General features: G+C 32.7%; 17 protein-coding genes, 1 tRNA gene, 1 other RNA gene and 2 pseudogenes. 12 read left to right on the forward strand and 9 right to left on the reverse strand.

The genetic code is table 11. The annotated features are described in order from the left end of the window. The first annotated feature begins 364 nt into the window (after positions 1-364). Positions 365-1,266, forward strand: a pseudogene (locus tag OOK82_RS07770) (IS5 family transposase). 111 nt (positions 1,267-1,377) lie between these two features. Next, on the forward strand, positions 1,378-1,533 hold the full coding sequence (locus OOK82_RS05805; protein ID WP_264686765.1) for a hypothetical protein: 156 nt from the start codon (positions 1,378-1,380) through the stop codon (positions 1,531-1,533). 333 nt (positions 1,534-1,866) lie between these two features. Here OOK82_RS05805 and tldD read toward each other — a convergent pair whose 3' ends face one another. Further along, positions 1,867-3,297, reverse strand: coding sequence for a metalloprotease TldD (tldD, locus tag OOK82_RS05810; protein WP_264686764.1), 1,431 nt, complete (start codon positions 3,295-3,297; stop codon positions 1,867-1,869). 62 nt (positions 3,298-3,359) lie between these two features. Here tldD and OOK82_RS05815 point away from each other — a divergent pair. From OOK82_RS05815 to OOK82_RS05830, 4 genes are all read left to right on the forward strand, one after another. Then, positions 3,360-3,444: transfer RNA gene (locus OOK82_RS05815), tRNA-Leu, on the forward strand. A gap of 62 nt (positions 3,445-3,506) precedes the next feature. Then, on the forward strand, positions 3,507-3,986 hold the full coding sequence (locus tag OOK82_RS05820) for a DUF4231 domain-containing protein (RefSeq protein ID WP_264376144.1): 480 nt from the start codon (positions 3,507-3,509) through the stop codon (positions 3,984-3,986). A gap of 820 nt (positions 3,987-4,806) precedes the next feature. After that, the gene (locus OOK82_RS05825; RefSeq protein WP_264686763.1) at positions 4,807-4,950 is read left to right on the forward strand and encodes a hypothetical protein; all 144 of its coding nucleotides are present in this window, start codon (positions 4,807-4,809) and stop codon (positions 4,948-4,950) included. A 248-nt stretch (positions 4,951-5,198) separates the two neighbouring features. After that, a complete protein-coding gene (locus OOK82_RS05830; RefSeq protein ID WP_264704567.1) occupies positions 5,199-5,726 on the forward strand; it encodes a hypothetical protein in 528 nt (175 codons plus the stop codon). Here the strand turns inward: OOK82_RS05830 and OOK82_RS05835 are convergent. Both OOK82_RS05835 and OOK82_RS05840 read right to left on the reverse strand, forming a co-directional pair. After that, positions 5,714-7,012 (reverse strand): bifunctional folylpolyglutamate synthase/dihydrofolate synthase, encoded by a 1,299-nt coding sequence (locus OOK82_RS05835; protein WP_064085350.1) that lies wholly within the window; start codon positions 7,010-7,012, stop codon positions 5,714-5,716. The two genes, OOK82_RS05830 and OOK82_RS05835, sit on opposite strands and share 13 nt — an antisense overlap. Further along, entirely contained in the window at positions 7,009-7,593 is a 585-nt protein-coding gene (locus tag OOK82_RS05840; protein WP_264686761.1) for an MlaC/ttg2D family ABC transporter substrate-binding protein, read from the reverse strand. The genes OOK82_RS05835 and OOK82_RS05840 overlap by 4 nt, the downstream gene beginning before the upstream one ends. 117 nt (positions 7,594-7,710) lie before the next feature. On the opposite strand from OOK82_RS05840, the gene ssrS reads away from it, so the two are divergent. The 3 genes from ssrS to OOK82_RS05855 all read left to right on the forward strand — a co-directional run bounded on the left by ssrS (position 7,711) and on the right by OOK82_RS05855 (position 9,097). Continuing rightward, a non-coding RNA gene (gene ssrS / locus OOK82_RS05845) (6S RNA) lies at positions 7,711-7,872 on the forward strand. A gap of 17 nt (positions 7,873-7,889) precedes the next feature. Next, positions 7,890-8,351, forward strand: coding sequence for a type II toxin-antitoxin system RatA family toxin (locus OOK82_RS05850; RefSeq protein ID WP_254229976.1), 462 nt, complete (start codon positions 7,890-7,892; stop codon positions 8,349-8,351). Between the two features lie 53 nt (positions 8,352-8,404). Further along, positions 8,405-9,097 (forward strand): thioredoxin domain-containing protein, encoded by a 693-nt coding sequence (locus OOK82_RS05855; protein WP_179945644.1) that lies wholly within the window; start codon positions 8,405-8,407, stop codon positions 9,095-9,097. 28 nt (positions 9,098-9,125) lie between these two features. Here OOK82_RS05855 and OOK82_RS05860 read toward each other — a convergent pair whose 3' ends face one another. Further along, positions 9,126-9,404: a DUF2671 domain-containing protein gene (locus OOK82_RS05860; protein WP_010403908.1), complete on the reverse strand. Its 279-nt coding sequence runs from the start codon at positions 9,402-9,404 to the stop codon at positions 9,126-9,128. 251 nt (positions 9,405-9,655) lie between these two features. Here OOK82_RS05860 and OOK82_RS05865 point away from each other — a divergent pair, with 251 nt between their 5' ends. Further along, entirely contained in the window at positions 9,656-10,333 is a 678-nt protein-coding gene (locus OOK82_RS05865) for an O-methyltransferase (protein WP_264686759.1), read from the forward strand. Here OOK82_RS05865 and OOK82_RS05870 read toward each other — a convergent pair. Continuing rightward, complete coding sequence (locus OOK82_RS05870) at positions 10,305-10,958, reverse strand: glutathione S-transferase family protein (RefSeq protein WP_010403901.1); 654 nt, start codon at positions 10,956-10,958, stop codon at positions 10,305-10,307. The two genes, OOK82_RS05865 and OOK82_RS05870, sit on opposite strands and share 29 nt — an antisense overlap. Positions 10,959-11,269: 311 nt before the next feature. On the opposite strand from OOK82_RS05870, the pseudogene OOK82_RS07775 reads away from it, so the two are divergent. Further along, positions 11,270-12,171, forward strand: a pseudogene (locus OOK82_RS07775) (IS5 family transposase). A 147-nt stretch (positions 12,172-12,318) separates the two neighbouring features. Further along, a complete protein-coding gene (locus tag OOK82_RS05885; protein ID WP_264704568.1) occupies positions 12,319-13,551 on the forward strand; it encodes a hypothetical protein in 1,233 nt (410 codons plus the stop codon). Between the two features lie 44 nt (positions 13,552-13,595). Here OOK82_RS05885 and OOK82_RS05890 read toward each other — a convergent pair whose 3' ends face one another. The 4 genes from OOK82_RS05890 to OOK82_RS05905 all read right to left on the reverse strand — a co-directional run bounded on the left by OOK82_RS05890 (position 13,596) and on the right by OOK82_RS05905 (position 16,998). After that, on the reverse strand, positions 13,596-14,837 hold the full coding sequence (locus tag OOK82_RS05890) for a citrate synthase (RefSeq protein ID WP_264686756.1): 1,242 nt from the start codon (positions 14,835-14,837) through the stop codon (positions 13,596-13,598). Positions 14,838-14,916: 79 nt separating this feature from the next. Then, positions 14,917-15,186, reverse strand: a complete 270-nt coding sequence (gene rpsT, locus OOK82_RS05895) for a 30S ribosomal protein S20 (protein WP_007302369.1) — start codon at positions 15,184-15,186, stop codon at positions 14,917-14,919. A 43-nt stretch (positions 15,187-15,229) separates the two neighbouring features. Then, positions 15,230-15,955 carry a lysophospholipid acyltransferase family protein gene (locus OOK82_RS05900; protein WP_029237643.1) on the reverse strand — a complete coding sequence of 242 codons (726 nt, stop codon included), beginning with the start codon at positions 15,953-15,955 and terminating at the stop codon, positions 15,230-15,232. A 56-nt stretch (positions 15,956-16,011) separates the two neighbouring features. Further along, entirely contained in the window at positions 16,012-16,998 is a 987-nt protein-coding gene (locus OOK82_RS05905) for a site-specific tyrosine recombinase (RefSeq protein WP_010404031.1), read from the reverse strand. Between the last annotated feature and the right edge of the window lie 271 nt (positions 16,999-17,269).

A 17,269-nucleotide genomic window follows, 5' to 3' on the forward strand; every position in this document is an offset into this window, starting at 1 on the left:
CGTTTCCTTATCCTGTCATCCCAGTGCTTCGACACTGGGATGGCTTTGTTGCATAGCACCTTAAGCAGTGATGGTTTACGACAAATTTATGTAATGATTTCAAATTTAGCCATACCAATACCTAATTTAGAATCAAAATTCCTGGATTCCAGTATCAAGTACTGGAATGACATCATCTACTATGCAACTTACTTTCAAAAATAAACGTTCCAGTGGTTTCATTTGCTTTCATCCCAGTGTTTCCTTCTCCTGCCATCCTATGGCTTGACCATAGGATGGCTTTGTTGCATCGCTCAAGTGAAAAGAACTGGCAGTTACTGACAAAATTCATTATAAATAGCCATTTAACTGTTGAAGAAAAAATATGCCACAAAAAATGAGAGTCAGTAACTGCCATGAATATAACAAATTTCTCCAAGAAAGAGGAAGCATTTTTTGTTATATCAATGACGCCATAGAAAATTGGTACGAGAATTGTCCAAAAATGCAGGGCGGCAACTATATTTATAGTGATAAAGTTGTGATTTTAGTGCATATAATCGTCAGTTTCTTTAGAATTGGTTTAAGACAAACAGTCGGGTTTATAAAAGGGTATTTGCAACAAATAGGAAGAGATTTGCAGCTATTCACAAGCATCAAAAAAAACTTAATATTAAGATAAATGATTGCAGAAAATAATATAGAAGATATCGAAATTGTTATAGACAGTACAGGAATTAGTATATACAACGACACACAGCAAGGAAAATAGCACTGACAGAGTGGCTATGAGCAAACGAGAAAATTGCACGGAATGTTAAATATAAACAACAAAAAAGCCATAGCTGTAAAATACAGTAACGGTGTCTACTCTGATCACTTGTGATTTGCTAAAAGAAGTTGATTTTCAGCATGCCATAAAAGCACTATATGCAGATAGGGCATACGATAGGCAAAAACTTTATAAATTGTGTAAGAAATACGATATAAAAACAAAAGTTCTACCAAAAAAGGATGCAGCAGAACATTCAAAAATAGATTATATGTCTGACAGGAATGCTGCTATTAGGTTAATAAAATTATACGGTGAAGATGGCATGAAAGAATGGAAAAAGAAGTAAATTATGGGAAAAGATCTTATATTGAAGGGTTTTTCTCAAGATTAAAGCAAATATTCGGATTTAGTTTTAGGAATAAATCTGAGATAAATCGAGAAAAAGAACTAAATGCTATTTGCTTAATAAATTCACTGATATTGGTATGGCTAAATTTGAGATAGTCACATGAATTTACCATAAATCACCATCTCATAAAGTGTGATGCAACAAAGCCAATCGGGAGTCGCAATAGTAAAAGTGAAAGAAATCTTCAAAGTAGAACTATCCCCCAAAGCTGCACATGGACATAGAATATCCTTTATCAGGGATGGACGTAAACATTGAAGATCTTCCCCTAGAGCTGGATATAGATATAAAGTCATTTATACCATTACCTATATTCGAGAAAAATATCACATGCCAAGAACCTTGTCAAAATTATATAATCTATCTCTAGAGCAGGTTATTAAGAATATCAATCCGCATAAAAGAGCTAGGTATTCCTAACACCACTAAACTCACAAATTCATTTGCTAGAGTTTATAAGTTCTTGTTTATAATAATTTTATTATATCGTAAAACCATCTATATCGGCCTATTTAAACAGTATTTTACTTTCCTTAAGGATTTTTTAAAGATCACCTATTGAATTCTATGATATTATTTTTTGTGAGATTGTTATACACGTTATAGCAAGGAAGGCAGAGAGATTTGTTAAGTAGTTTTTGCATCTATATGAGCTACTTGAATAATGGTTACAATATAATTGTACAGCATGAGCTGAGTTCGCTTAGCCCTTATCTACATATTCAGTTCCACCAACAGTTATTGCATCGACCTTGAGTGTTGGCTGACCAACTCCAACAGGCACATTTTGTCCGTCTTTTGAGCACGTACCAACACCAGGATCTAACTTTAGATCATTACCAATCATTGATACTTTTTTTAGCACTGTTGGCCCATCACCAATTAGCGTTGCTCCTTTGACTGGTTGTGTAATTTTACCATTTTTTATTAGGTAAGCTTCCGAAGATGAGAAAACAAATTTTCCTGATGTTATATCAACTTGTCCACCACCAAAATTTACTGCATATAGGCCTCTCTTTACACTGGATATTATTTCTTCTGGTGTATATTTTCCTGGCAACATATAGGTGTTTGTCATGCGTGGCATGGTAACTTCTTTGTAACTTTCTCTTCTACCATTACCAGTTGGGCTTACACCCATGAGTTTAGCGTTCATATGATCTTGCATATATCCTTTTAGAATTCCATCTTCTATAAGCACATTATAGCCAGGTAAAGTACCCTCATCGTCTATGCTAATAGAACCACGCAAATTAGGTAGAGTTCCATCATCAATTACAGTAATGTTACTGGCTGCCACTTGTTTACCCATAGAATTTGAAAATGCCGAGATTCCTTTACGGTTAAAATCGCCTTCAAGTCCATGACCTACAGCTTCATGCAATAATATTCCTGGCCAACCTGAACCTAAAACAACTGTCATCTCTCCAGCCGGAGCTGGAATTGCCTCAAGATTTACCAGCGCTTGCTCTAACGCTTGATTTGCAACTTCTTTCCACTTCTTCTCAGAAACAAACTTACTATAAGAGTCTCTTCCACCGTGCCCTGAAGAGCCTTTCTCAGCTCGGCCATTTTTCTCTAGGATGACTAATACATTAAAACGTACCAAAGGCCTAATATCGCTTAACCTGTGATCACCCTTTATTATTTGTACAACTTGCCATTCTCCACTTAGAGTTATTTTTACTTGCTTCACGTAGTTATTCTTGGACCTTACATACTCATTAACCTCATTGAGTAGTTTAATCTTTGAGTTCAGATCCATTTCATTTATGGGGTTAATCTTTGAATACAGCTCTCTTGTTCCCTCATTTAAGTTTATTGAATTTGTTTTGTTTAAAGATACTGAGTTTTTCACTATAGAAGCAGCGTTACTAATTTCCTTTTCGCTAATTTCAGAAGAGCAAACAAAAGACGTACTATCCTCACAAAAGGACCTTAACCCAAATCCCCTTCTGATATTCAAATCCATGTGTTTCAATATGTTATCATCAAAAACCAGGGACTCTGATTGGCAAAACTCTAAAAATAGCTCACCACCATCACTATTGCTCAAAGCGTTGTTGACTATTTTATATACATTATTAATATTAACATTGTTCTGAGCAAAAAATATTTGATCTAGATTTGGCATTACCTTTGAGCTAAAAATTGTTTAAGTATACTATTTAATTTTAACATAGTAAATCACAAAAAGCCCGGGTGGCGGAATTGGTAGACGCGCTAGCTTCAGGTGCTAGTAACTTTTTAAGTTGTGGAAGTTCAAGTCTTCTCTCGGGCACTCTATATTGATTTTTGAGTTAATTAATGCTATAATATAACATATTTACTATACTTAAGTTTATGAGTTGCGACAAAGAGAGGCTTGTTTACAGAAAGAAAATAAGAACTTATTCAAAACGCTTAGTTACTGCATTATCTATTGCTTCTTTGAGTGGGTACATAGCAGCATTAGCTTTGAATATTTCTGCCTTAAGCTTGTATTTTACTATTGCCAGCACTATACTAAGTGCACTTTCTCTTGTCTTAAATGTATGGTCATTAACTGATCATTTCAGGCAGCGTGACCTTAATAAGCAACTCGTTCCTCGGCAAGAGAAACTAATGAAGATCTGTCTTGATATTGCATCTAGCGTTTCATTTTTAATAGGAGGAATAATATATATATTACCTCTCGAATCTCCTATTATTCCTTTCATTTCTACTGCTTTTTTTATTCTAGGCTGTACCTTTATGGCAACCAATTTCGTTTGTACTATGATTAGTCAGCCGCAAATAGATGAAAGTAATAATCTAAAATCTAGTAGTCATTTGAACATTTAATCCACGATAGCTGTCTAATTATCACATGTTAATAAATTAGCTTATTTAACTTGACAAATTACGCCATCCCCCTTACTATGAAAGTAAGAGTATTTATCCTTGTTTTTAATCTCTGCAGATTTAACAACAAAATTCAGTAAAAAACTCAAATATTTATTGGCAAATTACATAAAAATTATAGCGGCTGTATGTCTTTTAAATTTTTTCTACATTCAGCCAAATCGCGCTTATTTTAAGCGTTAGCACATTATCAATTTACATTATTAAAACTCGCTATACGGGTTTTTTTTGTCTTTTTTTTATTTAGTAAATTTCTTAATATTTGTAGCTAAAGTAATTTTAGAGAGCCAGCGCGTGACGCTGGTTCCTGGATCCCAGTGTCGGAGAACTGGGATGACAACAAAGGGCTAATTGAATGATACCCATATTCCGGCATTTGATGCTGAAATCCAGAAATTTTTAATATAAACAAGCATATTGAGCACAAAATTATGCTAAAACACAACGTTTTTTGAGATTACGGAAAGCCAGTGTAAGCTACTTGGATGACATCAAAGAGAGGGTACTGGGATTACACAAAAAGGGCTACTTAAATGACAGGATAGATAGAACTGGCATGAATTGGATTTGAGTAACTCAAATGACCAATGAAAACTGTAACCCTAAACATTGAAGCACTATTATGCACTAAATGATAACTTTCATACACTTGTCATGGTAGTCGTGAAAGAAATAATTCATACAATAAGCATGAATGAAATGATTTGGAAATTTATATATTATAAAGTATTAATAGTTAGTTAATTTATGAGGTGGAGACATGGGCTATAAGCTAAGAAAAAGAGAATATGATTATAATGAAAGTTTATTTAAAGAGATAGGCATTCAAGTGCAAGAAGTAGAAGGTCGTAACTTCTTAGAAATATCTAATATAATAGCAAAAATTATAGAAGGTTATCAATAAAGTGTCACCCAGATAAACCAGGAGGTAGCGATGAAAAAATACAGGCCCTTAACAGAAATAAAGCAGCACTTTTGCAATATATTAAACCACTAAGTGGAAAGAATCAGGGATTAATCATTCCTGAGGAATGGAAAAGGTATTTACAATCAATTTAGCAAGGTCAGAATGATAAGCATACAAAGTATTATGTTGTTTTTAGTTTAGTAAGCTTCCTACTGTTCATCTCGTCATTAGTGTCGTATATTTACTTGGGGTGTAAGCTATATAAGGCTGCTAATTTTACTGATACACCTGGCATTTTGTTTAGTGCGAGCCTAATAACATTTGTTACAACTTTTTTCTTATCTATTTATTTGATATCACCTTTAATGAAAGAAATTGTAGATTTGCAAAATTCTCAACGGGAACAAGGTGAAAATTTAGATCAAGAAGAGAGATGGGAAGAAATATTAAAAAGTAAAAGATTTAAATATTTCATTTTTACTTCCCAATGTTCGAGTTATCTCCCTCCTATTTTATTAATAGCAGGTTTGGTGTTACAGTATCAATCTAGTTGCGTAGACAGTAAAATACTCATTGGATTTGCTACAGTACTAGGTTGTAGTTTATTACTACACTTAGCAAGTGAAATCTACGAGAGAAAAGTTGTAAATCTTGTAAAAACTGAAGGAATAGGTGATGAACAAAATGTACCTATAGGAGCATCAACCGAAAAGCCAAGCAGCATTGTAAATCCTGATGGTGCTTTTAACGTCTCGGCTCATCAAGTAGGTTGATTATTCTCCATACTCAAATCTCTGGCTAAAAATAACGAGCCACAAATTAGTATGGTTTTGACGTTTTGAATAGAGGCTTTTAGTATGTGATTTGATATTGCATCACCGATTGATTCACATTCAATGGCATTTACTCCTATATTATTAGCTCCTTCTCTGATTAAATCTGTACTTGTTGCTTTAGGTTCAGATTTAACACAAACGGCGCATAGTAGTTTGATGTATGGCTTTAAGTGCTCTAAGAACTCTGCGACGTTTCTGTTACGAGTGACACCAAAGATCATATAAACACCTTCAGCAAAATTGTCTTTTACCCACCTAGCTAACACTCTGGCACCATCATTGTTGTGTGCACCATCTAGAAATAATTGCCAATCTTTTGGTAATAAAGAAATTAAATTACCTTCTTTTATAGACTCTAGCCGCGCAGGCCAATAAGTGCTCTGTAAACCTGAAGCAATGTCCTCTTCTCCAATATCAAATCCATATTTTCCACTCAAAATGCTACATGCTGCAATGGCGTTTCCTGCATTGATTATTTGGTGTTCACCCTTTAAAGATGGCAAAGAAAATTCTATTGATTGAATAGCCGATTGAAAGACCATTCTGTTATTCTGTTTTTCGCAATTCCATTCAAGTCCTCCTCTATACAGAGGAGATTTCTTATTTATTGCATGATGCTCTAGCGTGTTCATTATAGATTTTTCTTGTGGTGCTATTACGCAAGGAACATTAGGTTTCATTATTCCAGCCTTTTCACCTGCTATGGTTTCTACGGTAGGACCAAGATATTCTGTATGGTCAAGGGCAATTGAAGTGATGATCGTTAGAATTGGATTATCTATAACATTTGTTGCATCAAGCCTTCCACCCAGACCCACTTCAACTAAAGTAATATCAGCTTTATGACGAGAAAAAGCTAAGAAGGCTGCAGTCGTTGCGGCTTCAAATAGAGTGATGGGTTGTTCTGCGACTGCTATACGGCATTCTTCTAGTGAGTTATGTAATTCACTATCATCGATATCATTGCCTGCAATAACTATTCTTTCATTAAAATTCACTAAATGTGGAGAAGTGTAGGTATGAACTTTATACCCTGCTGCTTGCATTATATATCTTAGAAATGATAGTGTCGATCCTTTGCCATTAGTGCCAGCTATGTGAATTATTGGCGGTATTTTTTTCTCAGGATTGCCTAATCTATTGAGAGAGCTTTTTATGCGATCAAGAGAAAAATCCTTTGGTCTACTGCCAAGCGGCTTAGGCCAATGAGGCATGTATATCATAGATTATTGTTACATTTTAATTCATCTATTACACTTGCCATGCCGTGCGTGTCGATTTTTTCACTAAATTGAGAACGTTGATTAATAGCAATACTTATCCCACTCATTACAACATCGTTTATTAAGAAAGAATTGTCATTTTTAGTCACTTTAAAGTCAATGTTTGTAAATTCTTCATCACCATAAGAAAATCTTGTTCCTATCAGACAAGTTTCATCGTCAACTGCTTTTGTACTCATTATGGTCATTTCACTATTATTTATGTATTTATACAAAATTTTAGCGCACAAGCGCGCGAGATATACTTCATATTCTTTTAGAAACTCTTCTTTTTCTTTCTGAGTAGATAAATTCCAATATTTCCCTATGACAAATCGAGATATTCCTTTGAGGTCAACATTATTCTGAATAATTTTCAGAAGTTCTTCTTGTACATGTTCTAGATTTTTTCTATTCCCTTTCATAGACGTGTTGTCTACTTGCTGCTTCATGGCAAGCACAAAAGTTTTGTGCCCTATACAATTCGCGTAAGCACTTGAGGAGATTACAATAAAAATGGTTAAGAACTTAATAAGATTCATAAGATATATTTATTAGCTATGATACTTAAAATGCAAAATTTAACAAAGGCAAAATAATGATCGCTAGTTTTAATATATCTATAGACATACTCTATATAAATAATCTATAATTAATTTAGGGGTCTGTGCTATGCGTTATGAGTTAAGTTAAATTTCCCGAGCGATAATTTCTGATCAAGGGAATTGCCTCTGTTAATTTCATTGAAATTAGTACGTGATGCCCACCTTAACTTTAGGTCTCAGGAATCTACTAAGACTGACGGTAGATATGGATCCCTTTTCCATTATTTAGGTTTATGTTACACCAATATAAAGAACAAGGTGTTTTTTTCTGTTCATCTCATGAGATATTTCAAGTTGTAATTGACGTTGAGAAGTATCCTGATTTTGTTCCTTGGTGCAAAGCTGTTTATATAAAAGAAAAAACTGATAGCCAAATGATTGTGGACCTCCTTGCAGCTTTTCATGGCATTAAAGGAAGTTACACATCAGAAGTGACCTTTCTTTCTCCAAATGGAGCAAATAAAAGTTGGATAAAAGCTGTGTCGTCAAATGGAATATTTAAACATTTATACAACGAATGGAAATTCACTCCTATAGATGAAAGTAAAACTATGGTAGAGTTCTATATAAAGTTTGAATTTAAATCCAATTTGTTTTCCACCTTATTAAACTCAGTTTATAAATACACACAAAGTAAAATAATTGCTGCATTTAAAGACAGAGTAGAAAGTGTTGCCGAGAAAAAGTTATCTTGACATTATTTATATAAATGCATAAATTCTTTAATAAGTTAAGTGTTTCCATTGTAATGATTTTTAGATTATTGTTCTTACTTATTTTTATAAGTGTTAGTTCTTATGCAGCTATTGAACAAAACTTACCCAACACTCAAAAAACTGATGAAATAACATCAAAAGAACTACTGTCACTACTGCCTGATGATAAATTATTAGGTGATCCAAAAGCACCAATTTTAATGATAGAATATGCTTCGCTCACTTGTTATCACTGTTCTCTTTTTCATAAGAAAGTTTTTCCTAAAATCAAAGAGAAGTACATAGATACAGGTAAGATGTTATACATATTCCGTCATTTTCCTCTAGATTACAGAGGATTAAAAGCTGCAATGCTAAGTTATTGCTATGAAAAAGAAGAAGACTATTTTAATTTTAACAAAGCTGTGTTTAATGCAATAGACTCGTGGAACTACTCTAATTTTAGTGATTTAACTATACTACAAAAAATTGCTGCACTAAGCAATTTGAAGCAAGATGTATTTAACCAATGCATTAATGATAAAAAGATGATGGACAAAATTATAAATGATAAATCACTTGCAATTAATAAACTTGGTATAACAGCTACTCCAGTATTTATCGTCAAGCTTAACAATAATAAATCATATGTAGAGAATAATAAAATTAAACATGAAGGATATAGAGAGCTGGAATATTTCACTAATGTAATAGATGAGTTATATGGAAAAGCTATAGTGAAGTAATAACACTTTAGCTTACCATATAAAAACCCTATGCTGAATCAGTATTTTTTGATACTGTTTGTTGCTTTTTACGCTCAAACTCTCTTTTTTTACTGTGCCAAGCATAATAATACATAGCAATTTTATTCTCTATTAATACTATCGTTCCATCATAAAATTGGACCATATCCATAACTTTTTTCTGAGCTTCGTTAAAGCGTTCTTTGTACTTCTCGCGATAAGCTGGATTGTGCAGTAATTTCACTCCTTCATTATTATTAGATTTCTTGCTTAACGTTTCAACTTCGTTAGCAATGTTATAAGACATATAACCCCCTCTAATTGATTATAAAAATTACATTTTAAGAGAGATGTAAATAAACGATCCCTTAATTCTAGTATAACAATTGGTTATTATACTAATTAACCATAGTAAAATATATAATAATCTTTGTCACTTAAAATTTTACTTTATAAAATAACAACTTAAAATAAAAAAATTTTATTATTCTTAACTCTATTGTTATATTTATAAATCTTATATAGATTAAACCTCCTTAGTTTATATTATAAAACTTAATGCGTCATAACTTTAGCAGAAAATCGTTGTACATAAGAAGCTTATTTGCAAAAGAGTATAAAAAAATAGAAGAACATTGTACTCTTGATAAGAAACAACGTATTCAAATCACTCCTGAAGAAGGAAAATTATTAAATTTATTTATCAAAATCCATAAAGTTAAAAGCATAGTTGAAATTGGCACGTTATATGGTTATTCGTCAATTTGTATGGTAAAAGCTTTACCGAAAGATGGTCATATATATACAATAGAAAATAATCCTCAACACTCAAGAATAGCAAAAAAAAATTTTAGTGCTTTTAATCTAAGTGATAAAATTACTCTAATAGAAGGTGATGCACTGGAAAAAATTAATGAATTATCAGCAAAGGCACCATTTGACATGATATTCATCGATGCTGACAAAAGTAGTTATCCTAAGTATTTAGATTGGGCAGAGTCATACATTAAACAAGATGGGCTAATCGTTGCAGATAACACTCTATTATTTGATACAGTATTTTTAGAATCTCCTCCAAAAGAAGTATCAGAAAAGTCATGGCGTGCTATGAGAGAGTTTAACGATAGATTGTCAGATGAAAAAAAATATTTCTCCATATTGATTCCTACTGACGAAGGAATGACTGTAGCTTTAAAACTCACGCAAGTTAAAAATCAAGGTCAGCGTAATGTCTAGGGGGAGTTAAGCCAAAAACTCTCTCTAATAATATTTCGCGAAAACAAGGCCTTGATTTAACAATGGAGTACCATTCTTTTAAAATCTTACTTTTTTCCCATGGGAAACTATTTACGTAGTCTATTATAGAAATATGTGATGCTAAAGTAATATCGGCTAAAGTGAACTTATCGGTTGCAAGCCAAACGTTCTTGTTAATTAAGTGTTCGATGTATTCCATATGGCAAGGCAGGTTATTCTGAGCTGCATGAAGAAATCTAGAGTCAGGGCTGCGGTTAGTAATTACTTTTTCATTCATAATATACTTAGTAACTTCATTGTAAAATTTGCTATCGAACCAATTGATTAAAGCGCGTATTTTAGACTTAATAATAGTGGATGAACCAAGTAATTTGACGTCGCTATTGTAAGTCTCTTCTATATATTCACAAATGGCATTACTATCCGCTATTACAAAGTTATTATCTATTAATACTGGTACTTGTCCGATTGGATTGATCTCCATGAATTCATTCCGCTTTTCCCATGGATTTTCATATACCAAATCACAACTCAGCTTTTTTTCCTTGAGAAGAGCTCTAACTTTTCGTGAAAACGGACAAAGAGGAAAATGATATAAAATCATAATATTCCTCTTTTGTTATTCCAATACCTATATGTTGTCATTCCAGTACGTGACATTGGAATCCAGCTTATTTCATTATGTTTAACATATACTCCTAGAATCCATTGTCCATTGTATAATTTCCAAATATTTTTATACTTGAATCCCAGTACAACTGTACGAACATTGTAGTCTGAGAGCAATCCCCACCGGAAGGGTGTCATTTCAGTGATTGACACTGGGATGGCTTTGTTGCATCGCTCAAGTGAAAAGAACTGGCAGTTACTGACAAAATTCATTATAAATAGCCATTTAACTGTTGAAGAAAAAATATGCCACAAAAAATGAGAGTCAGTAACTGCCATGAATATAACAAATTTCTCCAAGAAAGAGGAAGCATTTTTTGTTATATCAATGACGCCATAGAAAATTGGTACGAGAATTGTCCAAAAATGCAGGGCGGCAACTATATTTATAGTGATAAAGTTGTGATTTTAGTGCATATAATCGTCAGTTTCTTTAGAATTGGTTTAAGACAAACAGTCGGGTTTATAAAAGGGTATTTGCAACAAATAGGAAGAGATTTGCAGCTATTCACAAGCATCAAAAAAAACTTAATATTAAGATAAATGATTGCAGAAAATAATATAGAAGATATCGAAATTGTTATAGACAGTACAGGAATTAGTATATACAACGACACACAGCAAGGAAAATAGCACTGACAGAGTGGCTATGAGCAAACGAGAAAATTGCACGGAATGTTAAATATAAACAACAAAAAAGCCATAGCTGTAAAATACAGTAACGGTGTCTACTCTGATCACTTGTGATTTGCTAAAAGAAGTTGATTTTCAGCATGCCATAAAAGCACTATATGCAGATAGGGCATACGATAGGCAAAAACTTTATAAATTGTGTAAGAAATACGATATAAAAACAAAAGTTCTACCAAAAAAGGATGCAGCAGAACATTCAAAAATAGATTATATGTCTGACAGGAATGCTGCTATTAGGTTAATAAAATTATACGGTGAAGATGGCATGAAAGAATGGAAAAAGAAGTAAATTATGGGAAAAGATCTTATATTGAAGGGTTTTTCTCAAGATTAAAGCAAATATTCGGATTTAGTTTTAGGAATAAATCTGAGATAAATCGAGAAAAAGAACTAAATGCTATTTGCTTAATAAATTCACTGATATTGGTATGGCTAAATTTGAGATAGTCACATGAATTTACCATAAATCACCATCTCATAAAGTGTGATGCAACAAAGCCATCCCAGACTGGGATGACAGGAAAAAAAGGCATTCTGATGACACTATTAGTGATGATTGTTTTTATACAGAGTTTTTTCCTTTTAACTCTTACCAAAAGAAATTGCCTGAAGGTAATAAATTTTTGGTGCCAATGAGGAAAGAGGTGGTTTCTAATCTAAAGTTTTTACTAGCCAATGAAATCGCGCGATTTGCAACAGATCTTATTAAAGAGCAAAAAAAAGAAGACAAAAAATCGGAACTAGGTTTTGAGGAGCTACCAAATGATATAGAGAAGGAGATAGAAAAGTATGTAGATTATAATATAATTGATGAAGTCTTTGATAAGGGATCTTATCTATATGGTGCGGAGTGTGTTGATAGAAATTTGCAACGTTCTTTTGTAGATTTGCTCTCATCGAGGATAACAGGTTATGAAAATGGTCCTAAAAAAACTAAGGATTTTTTAGAAGAGAAAGGAAATTATGTATATCTAAAGAAAAGCATTTTTGATAATCCTAAGCTTGTTAAAGACATAGTAAAGCATATAGTATCTCTGACATGCCGTTGTTTTGATACTCCAAATACCGAGGATGATAATCCAAATACCGAGGATGAAATGAATAAAACTCTGAAGTTCGCAATTGTTGATTTAATTTGTAAGGCACTACCGCACCTACCAATTGATTCTATGTGGCATACTTCCCATAAAGAAAGTGAAGATGAGTATTCAATTTTGGCTCCTGTTATTGATTATGATAATTACATAGAGTTTTTAAATGAAAAAGAAGTTGATCATATTAATAATAAGGTGTTCGGTGGTACAAAAGTATTGCGTGATGTAAAAGATGATATTGCAGAAAGAGGTCTGCCAACATATGGTGACGGACGAATATATGCAATAGACTTTTTTAACCGAGACATTGCTTACTGCGTGATGGATAAGATCATAGAGAGCTCTGTAATCAATGAGGATTATAAACTGTCCATTGATCCTGCGCGTGTGCCAGCTATGAAACCACAAACTCTTGCCCCTTCTGAAGAAAAAGTAGGGACGGATGGACCAAGTGCAGATACAAGTGCAGATAGTGGTTTTGGTGATTCACCTAAGAATTCAGTTATAGGTAAATCACATGCTAAAAACTCAAGCAAATTCCTTAGGCCCGACTACTATGGTGAAGGTAAAGGTGGGGATGATGCTTCGGCTAAAGATAGTGGCTTTGGCCCTTCTTCAGCACGATCTTCTTTTAATAAGCCCAAAACAACATTTAACCAACCTTCTATATCACAGCCTGACCAATGTTCTGCAAAAAAGCAGACATCAACTAGTAAAAAATCAATTTGCTGTATTTTATAGCTAAAGAAAATTAGACTATTTGAGGACGAATTGTGAATGAAAGTTTATTTGCCAAGGTATAGCTGCCTTGGCCTACAAATCTTGGTTTCTTTATCGTTTACCATTTCATACCACTGGGCAACCCAACCAGTGGTTCTTGCAAGTGCAAAAATGGGTGTAAACATACTTGAAGGGATACCGATAGCATTCATTATTATACCTGAGTAAAAATCAACATTTGGATACAACTTACGTGTAATGAAATACTCATCCTTTAAAGCTATTTCTTCAAGTTTTTTTGCAATTTTAAGTAATTTATTGTTTTGCTCTAGTTTGCTTAAAATCTCATGACAAGCATCCTTTAATATAAGCGCGCGCGGATCATAGTTTTTATAAACACGATGTCCAAATCCCATTAGCTTAAATGGATCTTTATCATCTTTAGCTTTCTCAATGAATCTATCTACATCTCCACTTTGCTCTATCTCTTTTAGCATATTTATAACTGCCTCATTAGCTCCACCGTGTGCTGGACCCCAAAGTGTAGCAACTCCTGCAGACAGGCTTGCAAATAGATTAGAACCAGCTGACCCTACCAATCTGACAGCTGCTGTAGAAGCATTCTGTTCATGATCAGCATGAAGAGTAAATATTTTATCCAGAGCTTTTACAAAAAGGGTATTATTAACAGCACTGCCAAATATCATATTTAAGAAATTCTCACTATAACTTAATTTATTATTAGCATTTATGAATTCCTGATTGTTGATATGTCTATAAATCATTGCAACAATTGCAGGAACTTTTGCTATTGCAGAAATTCCAAAATCTAAATCTTCACCATTGACATTGTTGCCATGCATTTCATGGTAAGACGCTGACAAATTTGCAAAACATGCAACTAAAATCGACATAGGGTGAGCAGTTTTTGGAAATGCTTTGATTACATTTGTAACTTGCTCTGATACTTTGGATGATTCTTGTATTTTGAGAAGAAATTTTTTGTGTTGCTCTGAACTGGGTAATTCACCATAGAGCAATAAATAAATCACAGCAGTAAAATTATTATTCTCTGCCAAATCAGCTATATTATGTCCCCTATATTTAAGAACTCCTTCATCTCCATCAATGAATGTAATTGTAGAAGAGCATGAAGCTGTAGAAACAAACCCTGGATCGTAAGTGAATAATCCTGTCTTCTTATATAAATCCTTGATATTTAACACGCCAGGACCTACTGTTCCATTTAATACGGGTAGATCAATTTTTGACCCATTACTTAGTTCCAATAATGCTTTTTTATCCATCACTTAAGCTACTTAATTTTATACAGAATATACAAACTGAAGAGTATATATTAATACAGCTAACTTTACATTAACCGTATTAAGCGGTCATCAATGCTTTTACTTTTGCATTTAAGCGACTTATTTTACGCGCAGCGGTATTCCTATGAATGACACCTTTATTTACACATTTATGTAAATTGGATTCAGCATTCCGAAATGCCAAGACAACATTCTCTTTATCACCAGACTTGATTATATCAACTAATCTTCTAATAGCAGTACGAGTTTTGCTTTTTCGCATCTTATTTACTAAAGTACGCTTTGCTATTACCTTCATCATTTTTTTAGCACTCTTATGATTTGCCATATATTAATACCTGTACTTTTCTTTTAATTATAAAGTTTTTTTGTTAATTTGCAATATCAGTTTTTTCTGCAATTAATCTACTACTTCTTTCTTCAATGATTTTTTCTAAACTTTGCAAGAATTCATTTTTGTTTAACCCAGGATATATGGGAGGTAATATTTCTATTACCGCCTTTCCGGGATTCTTTCTCAGAGAAAGTATGCTTTTTGGCCAAAACAAACCAGTGTTTAAAGCAATCGGTAACACAGGAACAGATAATACGCTATATAAAGCAGCAATACCCGATTGATATTTTATATTTTGGTTTATAGTTGTTCTTGTACCTTCAGGAAATATTATTATGCCTCTATTTTCTTTTATACACACTTTTGCTAATTTCATGATATGACGCACAGAACTAATACCATCTGAGCGGTTAATAAAAATCATTTTTAATGCCATGAGATGCAAACCAATGAATGGAATCCATTTCAATTCACGTTTTAAAATAAAAACTGCTTTTCTAAAAAGTAGTATAAAAATAAATGTTTCAAATGGAGATTGGTGTTTAGATGCAATTATAAAAGGTTGCTTAGGAATGTTTTCCATTCCCCTCACTTCATATTTAATGCCACATAATAAACGCAACATGAATAATACAACTCTCACCGAGCAAACAAGGAAAATGGTTATTACACACTCAGGAAAGAAAATTACAGGGAGAGTAATTAAAGTATAGAATACTTCCCATAATATAAGGAGTAAATTAAATAATAAACTTGCAATCACAAACACACGTAAACTTATTTGAATTTAACTTTACTACAAAACTAAAAGCAATAAGTTTAATTATTGATCATCTGAGTAATAGGATGAGAATCAGCTAATTTGTCCTTTAACTTTTCGTTAGCAATATGAGTATATATTTGTGTTGTAGAAAGATTAGTATGGCCAAGAATTTTTTGTATCAGCACAATATTTGCTCCGCTATTCAGTAGATGGGTAGCAAGAGAATGCCTAATCACATGTGGAGAGATTTTATTTTCATCAATATCGCACTTTCTTGCTAATTCCTTTATTAATTGACCAACTCTTTGCCTTGTAATTGGTTTATTAGGTTTATCACCTGGGAATAGCCAATCAGATTTTTTGTTGTTAGGGAGCAGATTGTCACGAATTGATAAATAATCTTTAAGGCTTTGCAATGCTTGTTGATTAAAAAAGATTTGCCTTTCTCTGCCACTTTTTCCCTTTATTATTATGTAGCCTTCCTTACCATTACTGTTTACTAAATGTGATACTTCACATAACTTCATATTGATTAGTTCAGAAACACGCATCCCGGAAGAGTAAAGAATATCTAAAATTGCACATAGCCTTTTACTGCTTATCTCTTTATTCGATCCGCTTGCTGATTTTTTTACTGTTTCCATGAGCAAAAATATTTCTTGAACACTTAAATACTTAGGCAAAGGACGGGAAACCTTTGGATTTCTTAATTCATTATCATTAGCCGGTGCTGGATTAAAATCTATTATTCCATCATTAAATAGGCACTTATAGAAATTTTTGATAGCAGATATTTTTCTTGATATAGAGCTAGTTTTATATTTCTTTTGTGTACGTAAAAAGTTTACATAATCTTTAATATTAGCTTTACTTGCACCAACTAAGGTAGTGCCTCCTTCTAATAAAAATTTTTCAAGTTGGTGTAAATCTGAACGATAACTTTCCAAAGTATTTTGTGTAGAGGATTTTTCGGAAACCAAAGTATCTATGTAATACGTTATGTAAAGATCCTCTTTTTTATTTTGTGGTTGTTTATTTTTCATTATCAGCTCCTATATTTATTTCTTTGACTATAATTTGATTAAAAGTATTTTTTGTATTTTTTATAAGAAAATATGAGATAAATAAAACATTTATCAATAAAGTAAGTACTACAAACCTTTGTTTTAACCTTTTTTTTAAATTTGATCTTATTTTTACCATATTTCAATTATAACATCAAATCTATAAAAAACATCCTGTAAAGTAAGTTTTACTATCATATAAAATATCCCTTAGCTATGTCTGTTTATGCTTATTACATCATAGCATTTA

The organism is Wolbachia endosymbiont (group B) of Apotomis betuletana (assembly GCF_947250475.1).
Classification (GTDB): Bacteria; Pseudomonadota; Alphaproteobacteria; order Rickettsiales; family Anaplasmataceae; genus Wolbachia.